Raw genomic sequence first — 22,723 nt, 5'->3', positions numbered from 1 at the left:
AGCGTAGTAACGTAAATTTTTCACCCCCTTAGCAAGTAACCCGGATAAGCGCAGCGCTCCTAGGGAACGCCAGCTTAATCAAATCGATAATTCCTTACCAAATAGTCACTCGTTTTTCGGGGGCAAGATACATCCTGTCACCCGGCACCAGCCCAAAGGCCTTCTGGTAGGCCTGCATGTTCACTACGATGCCGTTGACCCGATATCGTTCCGGCGAATGGGGATTGGACCTCAACTGGGAAATCTGCAGTTCCTCGCGCCGCTTACCCATGTAACTCTGAGCATATCCCAGGAAGAATCGCTGGTCTGCCGTCATTCCGTCGATGGCCGGGGGCGCCTTTCCATTGAGGGAGGCGATATAGGCCTTGTGGGCAATCTCCAGTCCCACCAGGTCGGCGATGTTTTCGGACAACGTCAGGGCACCGTCGATCCGGTAGCCCGGAATGGGCTCGTACAAGGAGAATTGCTGCACGAGCTTGTTGGTCCGCTCCTTGAACTTGGCGTGGTCTTCGGCCGTCCACCAGTCGCGAAGATTGCCGTCCCCATCGTATTGGCTTCCTCTATTGTCGAATGCGTGACTCATTTCATGACCGATCGTCGCGCCCGTAGAGCCATAGTTGAACGCATCGTCCGCCTCCGTGTTGAACAATGGCAACTGCAGGATGCCGGCCGGGAAAGCCATTTCGTTAGCGCCAGGACTGTAGTACGCATCGACTGTAGGCGCCGTCATATGCCACTCCGTGCTATCGACAGATCCACTCAGCTGGCTCCGCTTCCGGGTTGCCTCGAACTCGTTCGCCCGAAACACGTTTCCCAGCGGATCCGTGGCGGAGATGGTTAGGTCGCCGTAGTCGCGCCAGGTATCCGGATAACCGATCTTTACCCGCACCCTGTGGAGTTTCTTGATCGCTTCTGCTTTGGTGGTCCGGCTCATCCAGTCCAGGCCATCGATGCTTTGCTCGTACGCGAGAAACAGATTGGCGACCATCTTGTCGGCCCTGTCCTTGCTTTCCGGCGGGAAGTACGCATCGACATACAGCTTGCCTGAGGCCTCACCCATAAGGCGATCGACCAGCGCGACTCCGCGTTTCCAGCGCTCCTGGTTCTGTTTCGTGCCCCTGAGCACGCCTTCGTTGAACTCGAAGCTACGTTCGGCGAACGCTTTCGGCAGATACGGCGCGCCAACTTCCAAAAGCTTGAATCTCAAGTAATGTTTCCATACTTCCAGCGGCACCGTCTTTAATAGGTGCGACAGCCCCTGGAAGTAATCGGGCTCACGAACGATCAATTTCGTGGCCGACACATCGTCTAGGCCTTGCGCTGAAAGATAGACCTTCCAGTCGATCGATGGCGCCAGCTCTTGCAGCTTGTCTAATGCGAGGGGGTTATAGGTTCTCTGCGGATCGCGCGCGTCCATGACGCTCCAGTGCAAAGCAGCGATCCGCGACTCCAGGTCAAAGACATCATGAGCGCGATTCTGTTGATGCGCGCCCCCCAAAGCCTGCAGCATCGAAGCGATGTAAACCTGGTACTTGGCCCGGATCGCCACGTACTTGGCATCCTTGCTGGAATAGTAGTCTCGATCAGGCAGGCCAAGTCCGCTCTCGTAGAGCCAGAACGCGTACCGCGACGCGTCCTTGGCATCGACGTCGACATAGGTTCCAAGAGGGGTCGATACGCCTATCCGGTCCAGGTGGGCCATCAGCGAAACAAGGCTGTCTCGGCTGGCGACTTTTGAAATGACTCCGAGCTCTGCCTGAAGCGGTTTGATGTGCTGCCGCTCGATGCTCGCCTCGTCCATGAAGCTGGCATACAAATCGCCTGCCTTGCGCGCATTCTGGTCCGATGAACTACGCGCCTCCTCAAGGAGCTTTCGTTGCTGTACCAAAGATCGCTCTTGCATGATGGAATCCACGCCATATCTGGATCTGTCGGCCGGAATGGCCGTGTTCTTCAGCCAGGTGCCATTGGCGTATTCGAATAGGTCGTCTTGCGGGCGCACTCCTCTGTCCATATTGGCTTCCTGGACCCCCGACAGGGCCACCCGGGTGGCTTCAATCGCCCAACCGGCAGGCGCAAGAGCCAAGGCCCATGCCACAAGGCAGGGCAGAATTGCCCTGCGGCTCCAACGAGCAATCTTGAACCGGAAAAAACGGTCGGGCGCGTGCTGTCGGGCACTGGCCGCGGCGCGTTCGATTCTGGGTGATTCACGGTTCTTCATGGCAAAGTCCATATAGTCCGTTTCGGACTATACTGACAGTTGTCTAGAATGCAAATCCCTATGCGGGATATAGAGGTCAAGTTGCTAACCGAGTTGGAAGGGGCAATCCTTTCGGAAATTGTCCACCGTGGCCGGCAGACAGCCTTCAAGGTCCGTCGTTCGTTCGCAGAATCGCCTTCTCTGGAATGGAGGGGCAGCGCGGGAGCGGTCTATACGGCGATCAAGCGCTTGGAGTCCGAGGGCCTGATTCAGGGCGTGGACTCAGGAGACGCCAGATCTTCAAGACTTCTGGCTGTCACGCCTGCTGGCAAGCGAGCCATGCATTCCTGGGCTCGGAATGCAGCTCTGGCCGTTGGCGTGGGAATCGACCCGTTTCGGCTCAGGGCCGGAATATGGAGCGGACTGAAACCCAAGGAGCAGAAGCAGACCTTGGCCGACATGCGCACGCAGATTCAGAAAGACATCGCTTACCTGAAGGATTTCTCGAAGAACAAGGACACGATCGAGAAGGTAAGCATCGATCTATGCCTGCGTCTGCAACTCACGCGGTTAGCCTGGCTCGACGAGGTTGAGAATCCGTAGTGATTGCATTGAGAGGAACGCTATGAAATGGACGCCAGCGATAACGGGCTCAGAGTGCCTTGTGCTTAGGAAATTTGCTCTGACCCCCGTATTCTGCAGTTCTTGCGTCGACTAAGTAAACCTGACCCCGTTTTCGGAGAAGGCACTCTGACCCCTTTTTCGAAGCGGATCGGATTGAATTAATTGTTAGGTACTACTTGCGATGCTGCTCAAATAACCAATCTCGCCACCAATATCCTGGATAAATCTCAGCCGGCAGCTGGTGATCCAACCCTTGGTATTCTCTAAGTTGAATCTTCTTTCCACCAATGCGGTCGACTTCACGGACAAATCTGAGATCAGCCGTTATTGGGTTCTCGGTATCTGAGTTTCCATGGATTACTAGAGTTGGCAAGCGCTTGAAGAATGGGGCGAACGAATTCTCCGGTGCGATTCCAGAAAGTGGAACTACTGCTGCAAATAGGATTGGTCTGAGGATCGGCGAAAGCCATGCCGCTGATCCGCCCATTGAGAATCCGACTGCATAGATTCTAGATTTGTCAACGGAGTTATTTAGAGAGAACTCATCTACAAGTTCAAGTGCAGCAATCAGTGCCGTGGAGTGTTCCGCATGCTGATCTGTGGCTGGCGGCCCATAGTTCGCGCTTCTGATTGGGAACTGAGGAATCAGAATATAGGCTTGATAGCGCTCTCGTACCTCTGGCATGGCCCAGGTTTTTGCAAGGCGGTCAAGCTGCTTCAAATTGTCGGTACCAATACCGCCTGAGCCGTGTAGCTGCAACACCAGCGGGTAGTGCTTTCCTTGGACATAGCGCGACGGGACTAGGAACCGGTATTGCAGCACCGTACCGTCTGATGCTTTGAATTCCGCAATGTTAAATTCAGTCGATTCAATGGAAGCAACCACGTCCTTAGCGAGAGGTGCAGGGTTCCTGACGATCTCGTGCTTAAGGGCGCTAGAAGCACAGCCAGTTGCAGCAATACAGAGTACGACGAGCAACGCGGACGGCCACAACTTTTGCATGAATAACCTTTATGGTTGGCGTAACACCCAACGCCTGAGTTAAGCCGAGCCGCGAAGCGGTTTCGGCTTGAATGAATTGTTAGGGCCCATCCTTACAAAGAGCGCGGACGTAGTCCAGATAAAGCGGCCGTTGCAGCGGCCATAGCTGCCCGGTCCTTGTTGCCCGAATTCTCCTGTGAAGGATTCCGATCCGGACCCATGTGATCCCGCTTTCTCACTTGGGCCCGTCAAATACAGACATGACAGAGAAGTTTGGTGTCTGTCGTGCCCCGAAAACTAGAATAGAGGTCAGAGTCCAAGCAAGCGCAGCCCGGCAAGCGAGGTACAGGGGTACTGGTCTGCCAACGTGCAAGACTTGCCATGATCGCTAAACTGAGACGCTAAGCACAGCGTGGGGCATGTGCCGCATCGATGATGGCGCGCCTTGATGGCCTCGCGCACGGACGCCACGTGTTGACCGGGAAAGGTCAAGGGATGAAAAGGGGACATCATGAGAATCTGGCACCTGTCGCTATCCGCGTCGCCGCTATGGCGCCTGCTGTTTGCGCTGATGGTGTTCGCGTCCTTGCTGCGTCAGGACGTGCGAGCGCCCGCATCCACAGCCGCATCGCCGGCGCGGACCTCGTTGTCCGGTGTGTCGGCTGCACAGGCGCGGGTGACGGGCGGCAACTTGCCGGCGCGTCGAATGCCGCTCAGCCAGGAAGACAGCGCGCGATTTCTGGCCCAGGCCACTTTCGGTCCCACGCTTGAGGACATCGAACGGGTCAAGCAACTCGGCTACGTCGGCTGGATCGAAGAGCAGGTAGCTCACCCCCTGTCATCGCAGCTGCGTTTTCTGCGCGCCGCCGGTGCGACGAGCGAACCTGAGTGGCGACTGGACGCTTGGTTTACGCATGCGCTGGGCGGGCGTGATCCGTTCGATCCGAACATGATCCATCGCGACCAGCTTCGCCAACGCGTCGCTTTCGCGTTGAGCGAGATCTTCGTCGTTTCCGATGCCACTTCCGACAGTTTGGGTGGCGCCCCCCAGGGCATGACGGACTACTACGACACGCTGGCACGGGGTGCATTTGGCAACTTCCGCGATCTGCTCAAGGACGTCACCCTGCATCCGGTGATGGGCGTCTACCTTTCCATGCTGGGGAACGAGAAGCCGGACACCACCAACAATATTCGTCCCGACGAGAACTACGCGCGCGAGGTCCTTCAGCTTTTCAGTGTGGGCACCGTCATGCTTGGGCAGGATGGCGCGCCGCTCGATGGCAATGGGGATGGGAGGCCGGACCCCAGCTACGGCCAGGACACCGTCAAGGGATTCGCGCACGTCTTCACCGGCTGGTCGTTTTCCGAGTGCCCGTCGGGATTCCGCGGCTGCTACGCCTACGACAAGACGAGCCCGGCGTGGGTCCGCCCGATGATGAGCTATCCGCAATACCACGCGTCCTTGCAAACCAAGCAACTTCTCGTGTATCCGGGCAGCGCGCTGCCCGGTGGCGTGCTGGCGGCGGGCGGCACACCTGAGAGCAACTTGGACGCCGCGCTCGACAACATCTTTCACCATCCCAACGTCGGCCCATTCATCGGTAAACAGCTCATCCAGCGACTGGTCACCAGCAATCCGAGTCCAGCCTACGTGCAGCGCGTGGCGCAGGTATTCGATAACAACGGAAGCGGTGTGCGCGGCGATATGAGCGCCGTGGTGCGGGCGATCCTGCTGGACAACGAGGCCCGGCAGGCGAATCCGCCCGTCAACTTCGGCAAGGTGCGCGAACCGTTGCTGCGGTTGACGCATTTGTTGCGTGCCACGGACGCTAGCGCCGGCACCGGTCACATGGAGGAGTTCTGGACCCTGTCGTCGGACCTCGGCCAGATGCCGATGTCGGCGCCCTCGGTGTTCAACTTCTTCAGTCCCCGCTACATGCCGCCCGGACTGCTGGCCAATGCCGGCCTGGTGGCGCCGGAACTGCAGCTGGCGACCGACTACTTGCTGCCCAGTCATGAGGCGTACTTCTTCCGGCGCGCCGTCGATCACACGGTCGAAGGCCCGCCGCACACCACTGGAACGTTCGCGGTCAACGTGGGTCGCGACCTGCCACTGGCGGCGGACGCACCCGCTTTGGTCGCGCGCTACAACCTGCTGTTTTTGTCCGGTCGCATGTCGCCGAAGATGCAGAACACGCTGGTCGCTCATCTGCAGGCGATCCCGGCTTCCACCATCGACGGGCGACGGGAGCGCGTGCGCAATGCGCTGTACTTGATCGTCAATTCCCCCGAATACGTCGTGCAGAAGTGAGGACGCCGCAATGATGATGAAACGCCGACAATTTCTGCGCAAAGGCATTTACGCGGCGCTCGGCGGCGCCGGTATCTGCACCGCACTGGGCAACCTGCGCCTGGTCGAAGCGGCGACTCGCGCCTACGGCGCCAGCGCCTTCAACGACTACAAGGCGCTGGTCTGCGTGTTCTTGAACGGCGGCAACGACGCCATGAACACGGTGATCCCCTACGACGACGCGGCGTACCAGCAGTACCGACAGGCACGCGCCACGCTGGCCGTATCGCACGCAGATCTGTTGCCGCTGACCGCGCAGTCGGGTGGCGGCGCCTCCGATGGCGTGCGCTACGCGATCCAGGCTAGCACCAACGCTACGGATACGGTGGGCGCCAGCGATCTGCAGCAGCTGTTCAACACGGGAAGGGCGGCCATCGTGGGCAACGTGGGTACGTTGATCCGGCCCACGACCAAGACCGACTACCTGGCCAACCGCGTGGAAGTGCCGCCGCAGCTTTTCTCCCACAACGACCAACAGGCTTACTGGCAGGTGTCCAGCACCCGCGGCGGCGATACGGGCTGGGCCGGGCGCATCGCCGACGTGCTGCATGCCGCCAATCCGGACGCCTTTGTCCCGATGGGCACTTCGTTGAACTACGAAAGCATCCTGCTGCGCTCCCAGAGCGGCCACCAGTATGTGATCGGCAACGAAGGGGCGCGCCAATTCAGCTATCTGGAATGGGACCCCGATGTCCGTAACGCCTATCTGGCATTGCATGCCGACGACCCGCAGGCATCGCCTTTCGAGCGTAGCTTCGCGGCGTCGTTCCGGCGCACGCGCATGACGGCTTCCAGCGTCGACATCGCGCTGACGGAGACGTCACCACTCGCCACGCCCTTTCCGAATGAGAACTTGGCGACCCAGCTCAAGATGGTCGCGCGACTGATCAAGGTGCGCGCCGCGCTTGGAATGAAGCGACAGATCTTCTTCGTTTCGCTGGGTGGATTCGATCACCATGATGGCCTGCTCAGCCAGCATCCGCGGCTGCTGTCGCAACTTTCCCAGGCACTGAAAGCCTTCCACGACGCCACGGTCGAACTGGGCGTGGCCGAGCAGGTCACAACGTTCACCGCATCCGACTTCGGCCGCACGTTGTCGTCGAACGGCGATGGTTCGGACCATGGCTGGGGCGGCCATCACTTCGTCATCGGCGGCGCCGTCCGCGGCGGCCGCTTCTACGGCCGGATGCCGGAACTACGCAACGGCGGACCTGACGATGTAGAGGCCGGCCGCATGATCCCGACCACCTCAGTCGACCAGTACGCAGCGACGCTTGCGCGTTGGTTCGGGGTCAGCGAATCCGAATTGGATGTGGTGTTTCCCAACCTCGGAAACTTCGCGAGCCGCGATCTGGGGTTCATGACGGTGTAGCCATGTCGTCCAGGCAGCCCGATCAGCCCACGTAGGGCGGGTCTTGACCCGCCTTCCAGGATTCCATTACAGCATGAGGATTTTGGGTTGGCCGAGTTCGGCCAGCAGATGCAGGTCGTGGCAGAGGGATTGCAGTTGCTGGTGGGCTTCTTCCGGCAGGTGTTAGCCGGGCTCGCAAGGCTGGCGCTTGCAGGGTAGCCCGCTCAGCAAGCGGGTCGGCTTAAATGAATTGTTAGGCGCCGTTGCGACGGAGGCGACGCCACCAAAAACGAATGCCAGCGAAGATGGCCACGAGGACCGCGGGGCATAGCCATCCGAAGAAGATCGCGATACCTACAGTGTTGTTGTCATACCGCCCTTCGGGAAAGTGCTGCCCCAGGGCGTGGTCTGCCGCAATGCCAGAGGGATTGTAGACAAGCGATACGAAAAGCACGGTGCAAAGCCAGCCGGCGAATGCGGCAATCACGCACCGGATCCAAAAGCGACGAGGACGCGGAGACGCTAGCAATGCGATTACCAAGATTGGAATAAGCCAAGTTCCAAGTGCGTCAACGTAGCTGAATTGCGAGACCGGATTCACAAGAGTGCCATGAAGCGCCTAACGCCTGAAGTGAGCCAAAAAGCGGGTAAGAAGGATTTTAGAGCGCATTAAAGAAAAGCACTCTGACCCGTGTTTCTAGTCATCGGAGGTTGCCTTTGGTTTTGTGCACGGGTCATCGCAACATGTCTTTGGATCATCAACCCAGATTGCTGGTTGCTCCGGCGGAGGCGGAAGTGCCGAATACTTTGCCGAACAGGCTGATAGAAGTAGGACGCTGACGATAAGTGCCACTCTGACCACCATGTTGCTTCTCCCGCCGCCTAATGCCTGACACAGCCGAGCCGCGAAGCGGCTTCGGCTTGAATGAATTGTTTGGCTGCTCCCTCATTGCATGGAGTGCAGCCCAATCATGTTGCTCTCAGTATCAAGTATCAGACTAATGAAGCCGTAGTGACCAATAGAGAACTTATCTTTGTGAATCTTGCCGCCGCTTTCAGAGGCGCGCTTAGCCTCTACGGCGCAATCCGAGCAAGTGAAATAGACAATGGTGCTGTTGCCCCCGGAGGGGAAGCCGTCCATCTTGATGAGGGCGCCTGGTGCACCGGGTCTATCGGGCGCCTTAGGGAAAGCCCACATTTCAATATTTGTGCCTTCCATCCGCTCTAGCCGTGTAGCAAAGACCGAGTCATAAAATGCTCTGGCTCGATTCATGTCTTCAACGTAGATTTCGAACCAGCCGATGGGATTGTTTGCCATGACAATCTCCTTGTGGAGTTAACGAGAGTCTTCGATAGCAGTCTAATGCATGACACAGCCGAGCCGTGAAGCGGGTTCGGCTTGGGTGATTGTTAGGCTGCAGCCCAACGCCAGATAACAAGTACCCCGAAGTAAACTGCAAAGCAAATCGGCGGGGCGAAGACCACCCGCTCGAACCAAACGGCGCTACGGTAATTGTGAAGTACTGTGCCGGCTACGAATGCTCCAGCAAATAACGGAATGAGGAAATCCGCTCTCGCAAATAGGTCTGGAGCGCGCCGGAATACGCCCATCAAGGCGAGTCCTAGTGGCACGGCTATCAAGGAAGCCAGCATTGGCAATAGAAACGAGACAGGCCAGCCATCATCGCGCGCCTTCGCGGCGCTGCTCTTGGGTGGAGCGTATGGATTCTCTGACATTGCAGCCTAACGCCTGAATTAGGTCGACCCGCAACGGAGCGGTTGTGAGCCGAGACTACAACAGAATCAGGATTTTTGAACGGAACCACGATGCGGGTTCGGCGGCGGTGGCGGCGATCTGGTCGGCGGTTTCGGTCAGTGGTTGAAGCAGTGGGCCAGGCCGGCGCGGGAGCAGGATGAGGTCGTCGGGTTTGAGGATTTCGGGCTGGCTGAGTTCGGCCAGCAGATGCAGCGGCTAGAAAACCTACTCTGACCCCGTTTTTTAGACCCCGTTTTTTACCGTTTTCTAATGGATTGTTAGACCTGCCCAGGAATTCACAAGAGTTTGCTGCGGAAGTGAAAGCACTCAATTCCAAAACCCTCACGAAAGTAGAACCGGTGCGCCTGTTCCCGGGTGACGCGAGAGATCAGCTGGATTTCACTACAGCCAAGCGCACGCCCCTCGTCTTTGAGTTTGGCAATCAACTTTGCGCCATAGCCACGTGAACGTACACGCTCGTCGGCAACCAGGTCATCAACGTAGATAAGACTCCCGCAGTACAGCATGTTCATGACGCGATACGAGGCTACCGCCCTAACTATATTCTCGTCCAGAAGCGCCAGAAGTCTGAGTCCGTCACTTGCCATCAAGCTCCGGATCATTGGGACGTACTGAGTTTGCTCGAGATGGGGCCGAAGTTGCTGCATGACCTCGAAGGTCGCGGCAATTTGGTCGTCGGTTTCTGCGTGGGCGATGTTGAGTGTCATCGAGGTCTAACGCCTGAGTTGAACCGACCCGCGAAGCGGGTTCGGCTTGGACGAATTGTTAGGCGGCATGTGATGGAAATAGAGCCATGAGAATAAGGCGTCCTGCCGTGCTTGGATCTAATCGAGCGCAATTCCTGGCCGCCAGCCGCTCTTGGCTAGGAATTCCTTCGGGTTCGTCATGTTGAGAATGTCGCGAAGGGCTTGGCGCTTATCGGCGGCGTGCTGGTAATAGGACTTGACGATGCGATAGCCGACCCAATAACCGAGATCGGCAGGCTGTTCGGGCGTGCTGTTGTAGAGCCAGTCCGACAGGTCGGTTTTGTCCGCATCGGCGGCGAATGCCGTTTCGATCTCCCTTTCACGCCCCGCGGTCAATCCGCTCATATAGGAATAGGAAATGGAGCCGGTCGTCAGCTCCGTGACGAATTCGGCCGCGCCTTCCTCAAGCGAAGCGGCGAGGACGGTGACGTTCTCCTTCTCGGAGAAAGCCACCGCTTGCTGGACATGGACGTATTCATGCGTGATGACACCCACGAACCGGTCTTCGATATCAGGATTAATCCAGTCGGTCGCGCACAGCGCTTCGAGGCCGATCTGCACGCCGGACTCGCGCCCGCCGACGCCGACGGGCTTGCCCCGGCCCACCGCGATCGTGATCGGCGGAAAGCGCGCCTCGGGATAGAGGTCCCCGAGTTTGCGCATAACGACCGCCAGCTTCTCGCGCACGTGTGGCAGGGTATCGGCACAGCCCCGCGCCTCCAAATAGATCTCCGGCCTTTTGGCAATGGCATCGGCGATCGACTGACCAGTGACCTTGCGCATCCGTGCGAGTTCATGCAGCCCGTCCGAACCAAGATCGAGATAGTCGTGCTGCAGTGCTTCGGCCGTCGGGCGCCCGCCCGCCGCATCGTAGACCTGATAGAACCGGTCGACGTCGCCGGTCTCGATGACGGGCTCCACGGCTTTGTCGACGGGCGACGCCGCCACGCCGCCTGCTGCCGAAGTCGTCGCAAGAACGAAGGCGACGATCATTATCCTGATACTGGTCCGATCCACGTTTTCTCCCAAACTAGAGTCGTATTTTCCTCTGACGTCTAATGCCTGACACAGCCGAGCCGCGAAACGGGTTCGGCTTGGATGAATTGTTAGGCGGCACCTGCTTGGCTCGCCTTGCCTATTTTATAACGTAGCTCAGCCATGCCCTCGTTAACGCGATTTACAGAGACAAGTTGAAGGACAGGACTGAAGACTCGGCGTGGGAAAACAGACTTACCATGACCAAGAGAAACCGAACCGATCTGGACGATGATCTCATCTAAAAGCCCCGCATCAAAGAATTGCCCAGCAAGATCGCCTCCGCCCATGACCCAAACATTCTTCCTGTCAGCGACTTCCTTCATCTGAGCATGGACAGGTCGAATATCACCTTGAACAAAGCGAATGTCCGCCCCCGCAGGAGCGTCGAGTTTGCGACTGGAGAAAATCCATACGGGCTGCGAGTAAGGCCAGGCGCTCTCATCCGCAGCGCCGAGTTTGACAGCGTGCCTCAGCAACCATTCGTAGGTTGAAGAGCCCATTGCTATGGCGCCGACCTCAGATATAAAGGTGGGATAGCTCGTTTTTTCCAGGTCTGCTAACGGAAACAACCAATCTAGCGAATCATCTTCGGTAGAAATAAAGCCATCGATGCTCGATGCGGTGTAGTACTGGGTTGTCATTTTCTGTCTTTCAGCTCAATACGAAAGTAGGTTGTGCCGCCTAACGCCTGACACAGCCGACCCGCGAAGCGGCTTCGGCTTGAATGAATTGTTAGATCGCGTATCGATCGGATTTGGACACCTGTAACGCACCACCTCTTGACCCGGGATAGTTGTATCGTCAATCAGCCTGTGTCCGTCCTGAGAAAGTTTGAACTTTGCCGTAGCAAGCCAAGTTTCGCCCTCACCCGACAGCTCTGCAATTAACGCAATCTCGTTGTCCCCGCGGGTGACAGCAGCTTTAATTGGGCCTTCGCTTTCCCAGTAGGAAATCTGACGAGCGCCAATGCGAAGAATCAGGTCATCAGCATCTGACCCGCAAGACGTGGGGCTTCCGGCCCAGTAGCCAATAAACCTATCTGGGACAGTGGGTGCGGTGCCGCCAGCTAGAAGTGGAAGCGGCAGCAGTAATACTGTGATGGCAATGATGGATCTCATCTGCTCTCCCTAGCGGTCCAACGCCTGAATTAAGCCGGCCCGCAATGGGCCAGCACCGAAGCCGATGATACCCAGAACCCAACTGAACTAGCGAACCCGATGCGGGTTCGACTCGAATGAATTGTTAGGCCGCCATCGGGAGGGATAGCATGAGTACAGAGAGCGCGAACAGAACAAAAATGATCACTTGAACCCTGCGCTGCATATAGAGCAACTTCCGCTCCTGCTCAGGGAACTCCAAAAACACGCGTGAGTACTTGAGCCTGCCGAGATTGAGAACAAGACCAAGAGGCGAAGCAAGCAGGCTCAACGAGTGAAGCTCCGGGTGATCAGGGTATTTCTCGGCAGTGAGCGCCCGGAACCGACGAACTATCGAGTAGTTGTTCGCGACTGCAGCGATCAGCAGCGCGAGTGCAGTGTAGTAGGCGAGTGTCATGGTTTGCTAGCGACCTAACACTTGAATTAAGCCGACCCGCGAAGCGGGTTCGGCTTGAATGAATTGCTAGGCGCTGATCGTGTCATTACGGCCCACGAGTTCAGATAGCCTTCGATACGATTTGAATAAGGACGCGGTACCCCAAACCCCCATCGCTGCTCCCGCCATGCCGATTGGCGTAGCCACCTTGAGAATCGTCACTGCTGCCGTCGGTTGAACGTATATGAAATATGGAAAATTAACCAGGACGGTGTAAAGAATAATAAGCATCGTGCTAGTGCAAAGAATCCAAAATGGTCGTTGCTTATGTCGCTTCAACGCAGCAGCCTGGAGAGCCAACATAACAAATTGAACTAGCACGGAAAAAAGAACGGTCGCTTTTGCAATTGCATATACAACTTCCATGAACTCTCCTAAGCGCCTAACGCCTGACACAGCCGACCCGCGAAGCGGGTAATGAATTGTTAGGCATCCATTGTAAAGAAGGTAAAACCCTTATTAGGCTTTCGCTCCATCTCGGCGGGAACCTCCTCAATCTTCTCGAAATAGATCTTGGCATCTTGAGTTCGATGCTTAGCCGGAACGTCCAGATCCGTGTCATTGCGCAAGAGATCGACCGCAAGCATTTCGGCTTGCTCCGATGTCTCGGCATCAACGAAACGGGTGGTGTAAAAGCCGATCTGCTCTTTGTTGCCGACCAACTTGCCTGGGAAGTTGTCACCGCGAATGAAACAACGGAAAAGTGGCATGGGTGCCTAACTACGATTAGACCCCAAAGTGAGGTGTAGCGCGGATTGTGGGTGTGGCCTGGGAGGCTCGTCAATCAGGCGTCTACGCGGCACAGGGCTTGCGGCAATATCTGTGCGAATTAGGCGGTAAGAGGTCGAGTATTTGATGAGCGATCGCGAACAGACCTAGCCTGACGCGCGCTACCCGGGTCGGTAGGTGGTGGTAGCCACGATCTGGTCGGCGGCTTCGGCTAGTTGGGTGAAGCAGTGGGCCAGGCTGGCGCGGGGCAGGATGAGGTCATCGGGCTTGAGGATTTCGGGTTGGCTGAGTTCGACCAGGTGCAGGTACTAGAAAGCCTACTCTGACCCCCGTTTTTGACCTACCTCTAAACCCTTCGTCTCCCACCCGCATCAACCTCCTGGACGCTCACTCTGGGGAACCCTGCGATGCGCACCGGTCTTATCGTTCCAACCTGCCTGTCTGGGTTGATCCTGGCCATGCTGCTCGGCAGCTGTGCTACCGCGTCGCGCCACTCAGCAGAGACCGGTCGCGGCCTGAGGCCGCCGACACCTGCGGTCGAACAAGAGCTGCGGAATGTTCTCGACCAACATCGCATCGTCACTGCCGGCCTCGGCCTTCTTGTGGATGGCAAGCTCGCTTGGGCGCTGTACCACGGCGATGCATCGCCGGGCGTGCCGGCCAACGCGGCTACGCGGTTCAACGTCGCTTCCATCACCAAAACCGTGACTGCTGAAACCGCATTGCGGCTCGTCGATGCCGGTGAACTGGACCTCGATGAACCACTGGCGGCGTATTGGGTCGATCCCGATATCGCCGGCGACCCAAGACTGCAGTTGCTGACCGCACGTACCGTCCTCACCCACACCACCGGCTTTCCCAACTGGCGGTTCTTCCGCAGCGATGGAAAGCTCGCCTTCGTTCGCGCGCCAGGCGAGGCCTACGGCTATTCCGGTGAAGGTTTCGAGTACCTCGCGCGTGCGATCTCCAACAAACTGCAGCGCCCATTCCCGCAAGTGGTACAGGAGAGGGTGTTCGAACCGGCTGGGATGCAGCATGTGGTGATGGAGATACGGCGCGAGGGGCTACACGATGTCGCCCTTCCCATCGACGACGAGGGCACCGCCTACCGCGTCTGGTGCCGGCCGAAGGGCGGGTGTCGCGAAGAAGGCAGCTATTCCGCCGCCGATGACCTGCTGGTAACCGTTCCAGACTACGCGCGCTTCCTTGCTATGGTCGCTCGCGACGAGTCCGGCAACGCCGGCACACCCATCGCGCCCAGTAGTGTCCTAGTCGATACCGGCGATGATGCGGTCGTCGACTGCGAAGACAGCACGACTATCGATTGCCCTCGCGCACAAGGATATGGCCTCGGCTTCCTGGTCATCGACTATGACGCCATGCGAATTCTTGGCCATGGCGGAAACGATTGGGCGGAGGTCGCGCTGGGCTACCTCCGGCTCCCGACTCGGGATGGACTGATTATTTTTCTCAACGCGCCGAACCAGCGTGGATTGGAGGCAATGCCGGAACTCGTGGAACTGCTCGACCCGGCCTCGCCCTTCCCCGGACAGTACCGACGATGGCTCGCGCGCGACCGCGCACAAGCAACCCGTTAGGGCCCGTAGGCTGGGTTGGCTTCATTAATTCAGAACGTAGGATGCGGTGAGCGAAGCGAACCGCATCAATCGCGGGCATCATCACGCGAACGATGCGGTGCGCCTTCGGCTTACCGCATCCTACGGGGCCCTGGGGCCCACCCTATTGGATCTCAGGTACCCAGCAGTTCGACGTCGAACTTCAGCGTGGCGTTGGGCGGGATGACGCCACCGGCGCCGCGTGCGCCGTAGCCAAGATTGGCGGGGATGATCAGCGTGCGCTGGCCGCCTTCCTTCATGCCCTGCACGCCTTCGTCCCAGCCCTTGATGACCATGCCGGCGCCGAGCGAGAAAATGAAAGGCTCATCGCGATCCTTGCTGGAATCAAACTTGGCGCCTTGTTCCCCGTTCTCGTAAAGCCAGCCGGTGTAGTGCACGGTGACGTTGCGGCCAGGCTTGGCCTCGGCGCCGCTGCCGACGACGGTGTCTTCAAATTGCAGGCCGGAGGTGGTGGTGGTGAATGCCATGGGATTTCTCTTGTTGGGATTGGGGATTTTAATGGTTCGCGAGGCGATAACCAAAAAAAGGAAGCGAGTAGCCCGGGTAAGGCCAAAGAGCCTGCCCCGTACTTGATACGGGGCCGCACCTGGGGAACGTAGATTTCAGTGTGAAGCGCCCCGGATGCGCTTCGCTTATCCGGGCTACGCTGGCTCAGCTTTGCAACACCTCGATCTGCAACAACTGCACGATGGCGCCATGGCCATCGGTTCCGCTGGACGTGACGATGATCTGGATATATTGATAGAACTGATCGCCGAGCGGAATGGCAATGCCGGCGTTCAAATTCAACGGCATATCGAAGTTATCCACGGTTAGCAGCGGGTTCCAATTCTGGTTGTCCGCAGAAGCGGAGATGGTGAAGTCGATCGGAAAGCCGAGCACCCTGTCGTTTCCGGTCGGCGCGCCCGCGGGCTTGTCCCAGCGCGGATACAACACGATGCGGTCGAACGAGGTCGGCTGGCCCAGGTTGAGCGCGATGGCGGACTCGGGGAACGTACCGTCCAAATAGGGGCTCGACCATGGGTACTGGAACGTGCCGTCGATCAGGTTCTCCGCTCCCCAATTGCCCGGCGCTAGTATCGATTGAGCGGTGGCTCCTCCGGTAGGGACCGGAATGACATTGGTGTACAGCTCCATCTCCGCCAATTGGAAATAGTAGTTGGTCGGGTTGGTCGATCCATCGCTGTTCAGCTGCTTACCGGTGGCGCGCACGCGGTGGTAGGCCGCGCCGTTCGTGTCGCGCCAGCACAGACCGACCTGCATCACCGACGGCACCGTAAAGCTGGAACCGGACTTGTAGATATCCCAGGAATGCCCCGCGCTGTCGTGCCCGCTCACCGTGAACTCGCTCGGAAAGCACAGGGGCTGGATCACGTTGGCCGCGCTGTTCCCCCAGCGCGGGTACAACACCACACGCCCCGGCGTGACCGGCATCGCCAACGAGAACTTGGACTCGATCCAAGGCAGGTTGTCGGGTGCGGGCTGCGCGCTCGTGTAGGCGATGCTCGACCAGTTCGACGTCAGATCGCCGTCGATGGCATTCCACATGCTCCACGTAGCGAGGGAAGGACTCGCATCGATTCCCCACATCGTCACCCCCTGCCCGGGGTCCGGCGTGATTGTCGATGTCCCCCCGGTGTAGAACAGCGGCGTGCCGATCTCGTTGATGAATATATCGAGCCGCGGCGGATCCTGTCCCGACCCCGCCAGGTAGGTCCAACCAAGATTGCCGAATTGGATGTCGACGCCCGCCGCCAGGGGTCCGTTCGGCATGAACATCACCATGCCGCGCAGCGGGATTTCCAGCATGACCATGGAAACGCCGGCACAGACATGATCGGTGATATGCCCCGTATGTAAAACCAGCTTTTGCTGCGGTGATGCGTTTTCTATTTCAAAGTCCAGCGACAGCGCCTGATCGTAGGACGATTCGATGATTCCCAGAAACCATGTCATAGCGGGCATGTGCTAACTCCTTATGGGAGAGCGGGAGGCGTGGCGACGACGCCGGTCACAAGGGCGGGTACTGGTCGTACGAATAGTTCAGATCCAGGGTGTTCCAGACCAGGGCGGGCGTGTAGGCGATATGGGTGGGCGGAATGGGGAAACCACCCATGACGTCGTTGAGCTGCTGTGTCGGCAAGCCGCCCGTGATCGGCGCATAGGTCTGGGTGGAATGCTGCGATTGCCACATCGCCCAAATCCGGTCCACGTTCGCATGGTGCAGGAAGAACACCGGATCGTTCGGCGATACCTGCACTATTCCCATCAGGCCGCCGACCCATCCATGCACTTCGTTGTGCATCGCGCTGGAACTGGTATTCGCCCAACCTTCCAGCGCGTTGCGGAAACCAGTCTTGCTGGCCGTCGAATAAGGCGACACATCGTAGGGGGTCATGCCGATGATCGCCGCGATGCTCGCGTAGCTCGGCAGGTCGCCTTGCGCGCCGATATCGCGCGAGATGCCACGGGTGCTGGGCTTGCCTAACGGGTCGATCGTCTGCCAATTGGCGAACTGACCGGTGGTGATCGGATCGCCCGAGCCGCCCATGCAGTTGTCGTCCCAGAGCGCGGACGCCGTCGGGTTGGCCAGTGCCGCGTCCGCGGACCAATCCCAATAAGGCAGCCCGAAACTGGAATCTCCCAGCACACGTTGCAGATCGGCCTCGAAAGCATGCAGCAGCGCCCGATGCCAAGGCAGGAACGCCGCGCACATATGCGCAGCGTTGATCCGCCCGGTGGCCGCGCCCAATGGAAACGTCATGGCGGCCAGGTGCATCCGTATGTAGTTATCGTAGCGACCGCTTGCTTTCAGCGTTTGCACGCCATTGATGTAATTACTGCTGGCGGAACTGTTCCCGAGAATGTTGGTGCGGGTAACCACGGCTACCTCCACGGTCTGCGCCAAGGCGCCTGTCGATCCCCTGGCATCACGGAACAGCCTTAGCGCGCAGTCGAATGGGTAGAGCCGACCGGAAAACGGCCGGCCGCCTATCGTCTGGCGACCCTATCCCCTCTGGGAACTCGCGGCTGGAAGCCGCTCCTCCGGGAGCAGCAGCGGGCCAGCGCCCAGCCGCATCGGAGCATCCGCGGCAAGTGGTTGCAACGTAAATAATTCACACCGGCAGCGAGTAGCCGGGTAAAGCCAAAGAGCTTGCCCCGTACTTGATACGGGGCCGCGCCCGGGGATTGCGATATCGCATGCTCCCGGATTTTTTTACAAGTCTTAGTACGTTGGTTGGTCGGTGGTGGCGGCCACGATCTGGTCGGCGGTTTCGGCCAGGTGGGTGAAGCAGTGGGCCAGGCCGGTGCGGGGCAGGATGAGGTCGTCGGGGTTTAGGATTTCGGGCTGGCTGAGTTCGGCTAGCAGGTGCAGGTACTAGAAAACCTACTCTGACCCTGTTTTCTACCACGTCGGCGTCCCGGGTTTCGCTGCGCTCTACCCGGGCTACGTCACTTTGTCGATTTTTGATTCCTAAGCGGCTAACCATTCCAGGGATTTGAAGGTGCCGCCCCCGCGCCGGGTCGTATATCCGACACCCCGCAGGGAAAGGGGCCAATGCAACGCCTTTAAACCCTTTCTCGTTCACAGTCATCTCAATCCGTAGGCATCTACGGAATATGTCAATGCAGACCACTCTTCGATCGCCTCGCGCCGTGAACGATACGTCAACCGCTTCCAAGGACTCGCCATGACATCGAACGGCGTTCGCGCGCTAGTCGCGGTGGCCCTGTTGTTGCTATCACTCAACGTCTCCCATGGCGAAGCGGGCAAGCCACACCGTGGCCCGTGGGGATTCGATCTGGCCGGCATGGATCGAACGATCAAGCCGGGAGACGATTTTTTCCGCTATAGCGGCGGGGCATGGATGACCAATACCCCCATCCCGCCGGATCGCGCGTCATGGAGCACGTTCTCCATTCTGCGCGCGAATGCCGAGACGGCTATCAAAGCCATCGTCGAAGCGGTCGCAAGCCGGCCGAATCCGGCGGGATCGATCGAACAGAAGGTCGCCGATTACTACAACTCGTACCTCGACACGGAAGCCATTGAGAAGGCGGGATTCGCACCGATCGGCGACGACCTGGCCGCGATCGTTGCAGCGCGCTCGCATGAGGATGTCGCGCGCCTCATGGGACGCCGCGACATCGACGTGGGCGGCCCCGTCTCGATCACGCCCTGGCCTGACGCAAAAAATCCCAATCGCTACGCGGTGAACATTGTCCAGTCCGGTCTGAGCCTTCCGAACCGCGACTACTATCTGAAGGACGACGCAAAATTCGTCGAGATACGCCGCAAGCATCACGCCTACATCGAGGCACTGCTGTCGATGGGCGGCTATCCACAGGCGGCGCGTTCCGCCAACGCCGTTGCCGCGCTCGAAACGAAGATCGCGACACTGCACTGGTCCGCGGAGAAGCGCGCCGATCGCGATCTGACCTATCACCCCAAATCGCGGGCCGAGCTGGTGGCGTTCGCGCCGGATTTCCCGTGGCTGGCGACGTTGTCCGCGGCGGAGATCCCACATCAGGACTTCTTCGTCGTGAAGGAACTCGATGCCATCGGTGAGCTGACGAAACTATTCCGCGCGACACCCGTAAAGACATGGCGCGCATACATGACGTTCCAGTACCTCAACGCCATGGCGGATGTGTTGCCGAGAAACCTCGACGACCTTGCATTCGACTTCAACGGCAAGACGCTCTCAGGACAACCGCAGAAGCGTGAGCGCTGGAAACGCGCGACCGTAGCGTTGAATGCCGCGCTAGGCGAAGCCGTCGGCGCGCTCTATGTGCGCAAGCACTTCAAGCCGGAAGCAAAAGCGCAAGTGGCATCGCTGGTCGAGAACTTGCGTGCCGCCTACCGCACGCGGATCGCGCGTGCGACCTGGATGTCCGAGGAAACGAAGCAAGCGGCATTTCGAAAACTCGATACGTTTCGCGTCAAGATCGGCTACCCGGACACGTGGCGCGACTACTCGACGCTGGATATTCGCCCCGGCGATCCCGTCGGCAACCGCAAGCGCGCGAAAGCGTGGGAATGGCGTCGCCGCATCGCACGCCTCGGCCAGCCGACGGACCGCGACGAGTGGGGCATGACACCGCAAACCGTGAACGCCTACTACAACGCGTATTTCAACGAAATCGTGTTTCCCGCAGCGATCCTACAGCCCCCCTACTTCGATGCCGAGGCCGACCCCGCGGTCAACTACGGCGGCATCGGCGGCGTGATCGGCCATGAGATGGGGCACGCGTTCGACGATCAAGGATCGAAGTCGGATGAAAACGGCATCCAGCGCACCTGGTGGAAAGCCGAAGACGTCGCCCACTTCAAGACGCTGGTCGCGAGCCTCGCGACACAGTATTCGCAATTCGAACCCCTGCCCGGCACGCACCTCAACGGCAACCTGACCCTCGCCGAGAATATCGGCGACAACGGCGGTCTCAGCGTCGCGCTGGAGGCCTATCAGATTTCATTGCGGAACAACGAACCGCCCGTCATGGACGGCTTTTCGGGGCTCCAGCGTTTCTTCCTTTCCTGGGCCCAAACCTATCGCGAGAACATTCGCGAAACGCAACTGCGCGCCAACCTCACCGCCGACCCCCACAGTCCCGCGGAATTCCGCGTCAATGGCGTCGTGCGCAATATGGACGCGTGGTATGTCGCGTTCGACGTGAAGCCCGGCGACAAGCTCTATCTCGCGCCTGCAAACCGAGTGCGCATCTGGTAGGAGCCACCAGGAAATCAGAGCGTGCAAATGGCCGAATTTGAGCGGCCTCCCTTATCGTGCTCTGACGGCCGGAAATCAACGCATCTGATTGAATGGGATCAGAGGCGGCTCTTGTGTCGATAAAGTGAACCTGACCCCTTTTTTTTAGCCTCAGGGCGGATCGGCCTTCACGTGGCGCTCGATATAGGCCGCATGGCCTGGCATCTCGGCCACCGTGCCGGCAATCGCCTGGCGCACGCGCATGAAATGGGCCAGCAGCGCCTGCTCGTCCACGTGCTCGACGAAGGGATCAAGCCGATCGGGCCGCAGGCCCAGGCCGAGGTACATGGACACCCACGAGGGCTCCAGGAATCCTGCCTGGTGGTGCATGACCACTCGCCCGGTGCCGCGGAACATATCGATCTGGTGCGCCAGCGTCTCGGGCAGCTTCATGTTCGCGCAGTAGCGCCACAGTTCGGAATCATCGCGCTGCGTCAGGTGGTAGTGCATCGCGATGAAATCGCGGGTCGACTCGAACTGCGCGGCATGCTGGCGGTTGAATTCGGTGGCCAGCGAGGGATGGAAGTCGCGATCCGGGAAGTACTCCACCAGCCAACCCACGCCGTCCATGATGATGTGGATGCTGGTGGACTCCAGCGGCTCCACGAAGCCCGCCGCCAGCCCGAGGGCGACCACGTTCTTAACCCAGGCACGCTTGCGCCGGCCGGTCACGAAGCGCAATGGGTTGGGCACGCCCTGTGGCTTGCCTTCGAGGTTGGCGACCAGCAATGCGCTGGCCTCGTCGTCGGAGATGCAGTCGCTGTTGTAGACCAGGCCACTGCCGGTGCGATGCTGCAGCGGAATCGTCCATTGCCAGCCCGGCGCGTGCGCGGTCGAGGTGGTGTAGGGCCGCAGCGGCTCCGTGCGTTCGCTGGAAACCGCAAGCGCGCGGTCGCAGGGCAGCCACTTTCGCCAGTCCTCGTAACCGGCCTTCATGGCGCCTTCGATCAGCAGGCCTCGGAACCCCGAGCAATCGATGAACAGGTCGCCCTCGATGCGCCGACCGTCGGCCATGCGAACGGCCGCCACGAATCCGTCCTCGGGCCGCAGCTCGACGTCGACGACGGTGCCAAGCTCGCGCTGCACGCCACGCGCTATCGCGTACTCGCGCAGGTAACCCGCGTACAGCGAGGCATCGAACTGGTAGGCGTACGAATACGCATTGTGGGCCGATCGCGGCCCGGCCAGCGGCGGCGTGAACTTCATGTGCCGCGCCATCACGCTGGACGTGGACCAATCTTCATACGACGGGAAATCGGGGTGCTTCGCGCTCAGTCGCAGCCAGTGCTGGTGGGCCGGGCGGTTCTGGATCGGCGGGCCGAAATCGCCGAAGCCGTGGAAGAAGCGGTGACCGATGCGTCCCCAGTTGCGGAACTCGATCCCCAGCTTGTAGGTCCCTTGGGTGCGCTTGGTGAACTCCGTGTCGTCCAGCCCCAGCAGGTTATTGAAGGTGCGGATCGGCGGAATGGTGGCTTCGCCGACGCCGACCGTGGCGATATCGGGCGACTCCACCAACACGATCTCGCAACCCGTCGGCCCTTGGCGGGGCAGTTGCTGCGACAGGGGCGCCGCCGCCATCCAGCCGGCGGTCCCGCCGCCGACGATGACGATCCGGCGTATGTGACGCTCGTTCATGGCCATGCCTCCCCGGACACGGGGTCAGGTTACTCCTTGCCTGACGGCATGGGTTAAAAAAGGGGTCAGGTTCATTTCCTGGGTTAAAGGATGAGCCTGACCACTTTTCGTTAGGGTGGGCCTTGGCCCACCGGGCAAGCATCAGGTTGCCTAGGATCGAAACGAAGCAGGCGTAATGCGGATCCGTCGTAGACGATGACCCACTTCGCTGTTGAAAGCCGGCCGGATATGCGCGGATAGATGCAATGCCGGCAGAGGACAGACATGCGGCGGGCTCTCAACAGCGC

The 22,723-nt window shown here is 59.2% G+C and carries 20 protein-coding genes; 5 read left to right on the top strand and 15 right to left on the bottom strand.

What is annotated here, in order from left to right; genetic code table 11:
- Window positions 1-94: 94 nt before the first annotated feature.
- Window positions 95-2,221: a M13 family metallopeptidase gene (locus tag AC1DTQ_RS17245; protein WP_477851152.1), complete on the bottom strand. Its 2,127-nt coding sequence runs from the start codon at window positions 2,219-2,221 to the stop codon at window positions 95-97.
- Window positions 2,222-2,269: 48 nt separating this feature from the next.
- Here AC1DTQ_RS17245 and AC1DTQ_RS17240 point away from each other — a divergent pair, with 48 nt between their 5' ends.
- Window positions 2,270-2,803, top strand: a complete 534-nt coding sequence (locus tag AC1DTQ_RS17240) for a PadR family transcriptional regulator (RefSeq protein WP_477851151.1) — start codon at window positions 2,270-2,272, stop codon at window positions 2,801-2,803.
- 193 nt (window positions 2,804-2,996) lie between these two features.
- On the opposite strand, the gene AC1DTQ_RS17235 is transcribed toward AC1DTQ_RS17240, so the two are convergent.
- Window positions 2,997-3,710, bottom strand: a complete 714-nt coding sequence (locus AC1DTQ_RS17235; protein ID WP_477851149.1) for a carboxylesterase family protein — start codon at window positions 3,708-3,710, stop codon at window positions 2,997-2,999.
- A 607-nt stretch (window positions 3,711-4,317) separates the two neighbouring features.
- Here AC1DTQ_RS17235 and AC1DTQ_RS17230 point away from each other — a divergent pair.
- Window positions 4,318-6,120, top strand: coding sequence for a DUF1800 domain-containing protein (locus AC1DTQ_RS17230; protein ID WP_477851147.1), 1,803 nt, complete (start codon window positions 4,318-4,320; stop codon window positions 6,118-6,120).
- Between the two features lie 16 nt (window positions 6,121-6,136).
- Window positions 6,137-7,531, top strand: a complete 1,395-nt coding sequence (locus tag AC1DTQ_RS17225; protein ID WP_477851146.1) for a DUF1501 domain-containing protein — start codon at window positions 6,137-6,139, stop codon at window positions 7,529-7,531.
- A gap of 66 nt (window positions 7,532-7,597) precedes the next feature.
- Here AC1DTQ_RS17225 and AC1DTQ_RS17220 read toward each other — a convergent pair whose 3' ends face one another.
- From AC1DTQ_RS17220 to AC1DTQ_RS17185, 8 genes are all read right to left on the bottom strand, one after another.
- Window positions 7,598-7,666, bottom strand: a complete 69-nt coding sequence (locus AC1DTQ_RS17220) for a hypothetical protein (RefSeq protein WP_477851241.1) — start codon at window positions 7,664-7,666, stop codon at window positions 7,598-7,600.
- A gap of 790 nt (window positions 7,667-8,456) precedes the next feature.
- Entirely contained in the window at window positions 8,457-8,828 is a 372-nt protein-coding gene (locus AC1DTQ_RS17215; protein ID WP_477851144.1) for a VOC family protein, read from the bottom strand.
- A 734-nt stretch (window positions 8,829-9,562) separates the two neighbouring features.
- Complete coding sequence (locus AC1DTQ_RS17210; RefSeq protein ID WP_477851143.1) at window positions 9,563-9,994, bottom strand: GNAT family N-acetyltransferase; 432 nt, start codon at window positions 9,992-9,994, stop codon at window positions 9,563-9,565.
- Window positions 9,995-10,111: 117 nt separating this feature from the next.
- Window positions 10,112-11,026, bottom strand: a complete 915-nt coding sequence (locus AC1DTQ_RS17205; protein WP_477851142.1) for a DUF2268 domain-containing putative Zn-dependent protease — start codon at window positions 11,024-11,026, stop codon at window positions 10,112-10,114.
- Between the two features lie 113 nt (window positions 11,027-11,139).
- The gene (locus AC1DTQ_RS17200; RefSeq protein ID WP_477851140.1) at window positions 11,140-11,712 is read right to left on the bottom strand and encodes a dihydrofolate reductase family protein; all 573 of its coding nucleotides are present in this window, start codon (window positions 11,710-11,712) and stop codon (window positions 11,140-11,142) included.
- Window positions 11,713-12,313: 601 nt separating this feature from the next.
- Window positions 12,314-12,625 (bottom strand): hypothetical protein, encoded by a 312-nt coding sequence (locus AC1DTQ_RS17195; protein WP_477851138.1) that lies wholly within the window; start codon window positions 12,623-12,625, stop codon window positions 12,314-12,316.
- A gap of 66 nt (window positions 12,626-12,691) precedes the next feature.
- Window positions 12,692-13,030, bottom strand: a complete 339-nt coding sequence (locus tag AC1DTQ_RS17190; RefSeq protein WP_477851137.1) for a hypothetical protein — start codon at window positions 13,028-13,030, stop codon at window positions 12,692-12,694.
- 59 nt (window positions 13,031-13,089) lie between these two features.
- Window positions 13,090-13,374: a hypothetical protein gene (locus AC1DTQ_RS17185; RefSeq protein ID WP_477851136.1), complete on the bottom strand. Its 285-nt coding sequence runs from the start codon at window positions 13,372-13,374 to the stop codon at window positions 13,090-13,092.
- A gap of 426 nt (window positions 13,375-13,800) precedes the next feature.
- Here AC1DTQ_RS17185 and AC1DTQ_RS17180 point away from each other — a divergent pair, with 426 nt between their 5' ends.
- Window positions 13,801-14,991: a serine hydrolase domain-containing protein gene (locus tag AC1DTQ_RS17180; protein ID WP_477851135.1), complete on the top strand. Its 1,191-nt coding sequence runs from the start codon at window positions 13,801-13,803 to the stop codon at window positions 14,989-14,991.
- Between the two features lie 152 nt (window positions 14,992-15,143).
- On the opposite strand, the gene AC1DTQ_RS17175 is transcribed toward AC1DTQ_RS17180, so the two are convergent.
- The 4 genes from AC1DTQ_RS17175 to AC1DTQ_RS17160 form a co-directional block, all read right to left on the bottom strand.
- Entirely contained in the window at window positions 15,144-15,497 is a 354-nt protein-coding gene (locus tag AC1DTQ_RS17175; protein WP_477851134.1) for an FKBP-type peptidyl-prolyl cis-trans isomerase, read from the bottom strand.
- Between the two features lie 184 nt (window positions 15,498-15,681).
- Complete coding sequence (locus tag AC1DTQ_RS17170; RefSeq protein WP_477851133.1) at window positions 15,682-16,995, bottom strand: discoidin domain-containing protein; 1,314 nt, start codon at window positions 16,993-16,995, stop codon at window positions 15,682-15,684.
- A 46-nt stretch (window positions 16,996-17,041) separates the two neighbouring features.
- Window positions 17,042-17,914 (bottom strand): tyrosinase family protein, encoded by an 873-nt coding sequence (locus tag AC1DTQ_RS17165; RefSeq protein ID WP_477851132.1) that lies wholly within the window; start codon window positions 17,912-17,914, stop codon window positions 17,042-17,044.
- A 342-nt stretch (window positions 17,915-18,256) separates the two neighbouring features.
- The gene (locus tag AC1DTQ_RS17160; RefSeq protein ID WP_477851240.1) at window positions 18,257-18,400 is read right to left on the bottom strand and encodes a hypothetical protein; all 144 of its coding nucleotides are present in this window, start codon (window positions 18,398-18,400) and stop codon (window positions 18,257-18,259) included.
- A gap of 322 nt (window positions 18,401-18,722) precedes the next feature.
- On the opposite strand from AC1DTQ_RS17160, the gene AC1DTQ_RS17155 reads away from it, so the two are divergent.
- Window positions 18,723-20,762, top strand: a complete 2,040-nt coding sequence (locus AC1DTQ_RS17155; RefSeq protein WP_477851131.1) for a M13 family metallopeptidase — start codon at window positions 18,723-18,725, stop codon at window positions 20,760-20,762.
- A gap of 150 nt (window positions 20,763-20,912) precedes the next feature.
- On the opposite strand, the gene AC1DTQ_RS17150 is transcribed toward AC1DTQ_RS17155, so the two are convergent.
- On the bottom strand, window positions 20,913-22,436 hold the full coding sequence (locus AC1DTQ_RS17150) for a tryptophan halogenase family protein (RefSeq protein WP_477851130.1): 1,524 nt from the start codon (window positions 22,434-22,436) through the stop codon (window positions 20,913-20,915).
- Between the last annotated feature and the right edge of the window lie 287 nt (window positions 22,437-22,723).

The organism is Pseudoxanthomonas sp. P4_B2 (assembly GCF_056402315.1).
Note: the sequence above shows the minus strand (reverse complement) of the source record. Positions and strands in the feature narration are given on the sequence as shown.

Excerpts from the sequence above, each read along its gene's own strand:
- AC1DTQ_RS17245 (WP_477851152.1), bottom strand. The coding sequence starts at position 2,221 with ATGAAGAACCGTGAATCACCCAGAATCGAACGCGCCGCGGCCAGTGCC.
- AC1DTQ_RS17240 (WP_477851151.1), top strand. The coding sequence starts at position 2,270 with ATGCAAATCCCTATGCGGGATATAGAGGTCAAGTTGCTAACCGAGTTG.
- AC1DTQ_RS17230 (WP_477851147.1), top strand. The coding sequence starts at position 4,318 with ATGAGAATCTGGCACCTGTCGCTATCCGCGTCGCCGCTATGGCGCCTG.
- AC1DTQ_RS17225 (WP_477851146.1), top strand. The coding sequence starts at position 6,137 with ATGAAACGCCGACAATTTCTGCGCAAAGGCATTTACGCGGCGCTCGGC.
- AC1DTQ_RS17215 (WP_477851144.1), bottom strand. The coding sequence starts at position 8,828 with ATGGCAAACAATCCCATCGGCTGGTTCGAAATCTACGTTGAAGACATG.
- AC1DTQ_RS17210 (WP_477851143.1), bottom strand. The coding sequence starts at position 9,994 with ATGACACTCAACATCGCCCACGCAGAAACCGACGACCAAATTGCCGCG.
- AC1DTQ_RS17205 (WP_477851142.1), bottom strand. The coding sequence starts at position 11,026 with ATGATCGTCGCCTTCGTTCTTGCGACGACTTCGGCAGCAGGCGGCGTG.
- AC1DTQ_RS17200 (WP_477851140.1), bottom strand. The coding sequence starts at position 11,712 with ATGACAACCCAGTACTACACCGCATCGAGCATCGATGGCTTTATTTCT.
- AC1DTQ_RS17195 (WP_477851138.1), bottom strand. The coding sequence starts at position 12,625 with ATGACACTCGCCTACTACACTGCACTCGCGCTGCTGATCGCTGCAGTC.
- AC1DTQ_RS17190 (WP_477851137.1), bottom strand. The coding sequence starts at position 13,030 with ATGGAAGTTGTATATGCAATTGCAAAAGCGACCGTTCTTTTTTCCGTG.
- AC1DTQ_RS17185 (WP_477851136.1), bottom strand. The coding sequence starts at position 13,374 with ATGCCACTTTTCCGTTGTTTCATTCGCGGTGACAACTTCCCAGGCAAG.
- AC1DTQ_RS17180 (WP_477851135.1), top strand. The coding sequence starts at position 13,801 with ATGCGCACCGGTCTTATCGTTCCAACCTGCCTGTCTGGGTTGATCCTG.
- AC1DTQ_RS17175 (WP_477851134.1), bottom strand. The coding sequence starts at position 15,497 with ATGGCATTCACCACCACCACCTCCGGCCTGCAATTTGAAGACACCGTC.
- AC1DTQ_RS17170 (WP_477851133.1), bottom strand. The coding sequence starts at position 16,995 with ATGCCCGCTATGACATGGTTTCTGGGAATCATCGAATCGTCCTACGAT.
- AC1DTQ_RS17155 (WP_477851131.1), top strand. The coding sequence starts at position 18,723 with ATGACATCGAACGGCGTTCGCGCGCTAGTCGCGGTGGCCCTGTTGTTG.
- AC1DTQ_RS17150 (WP_477851130.1), bottom strand. The coding sequence starts at position 22,436 with ATGAACGAGCGTCACATACGCCGGATCGTCATCGTCGGCGGCGGGACC.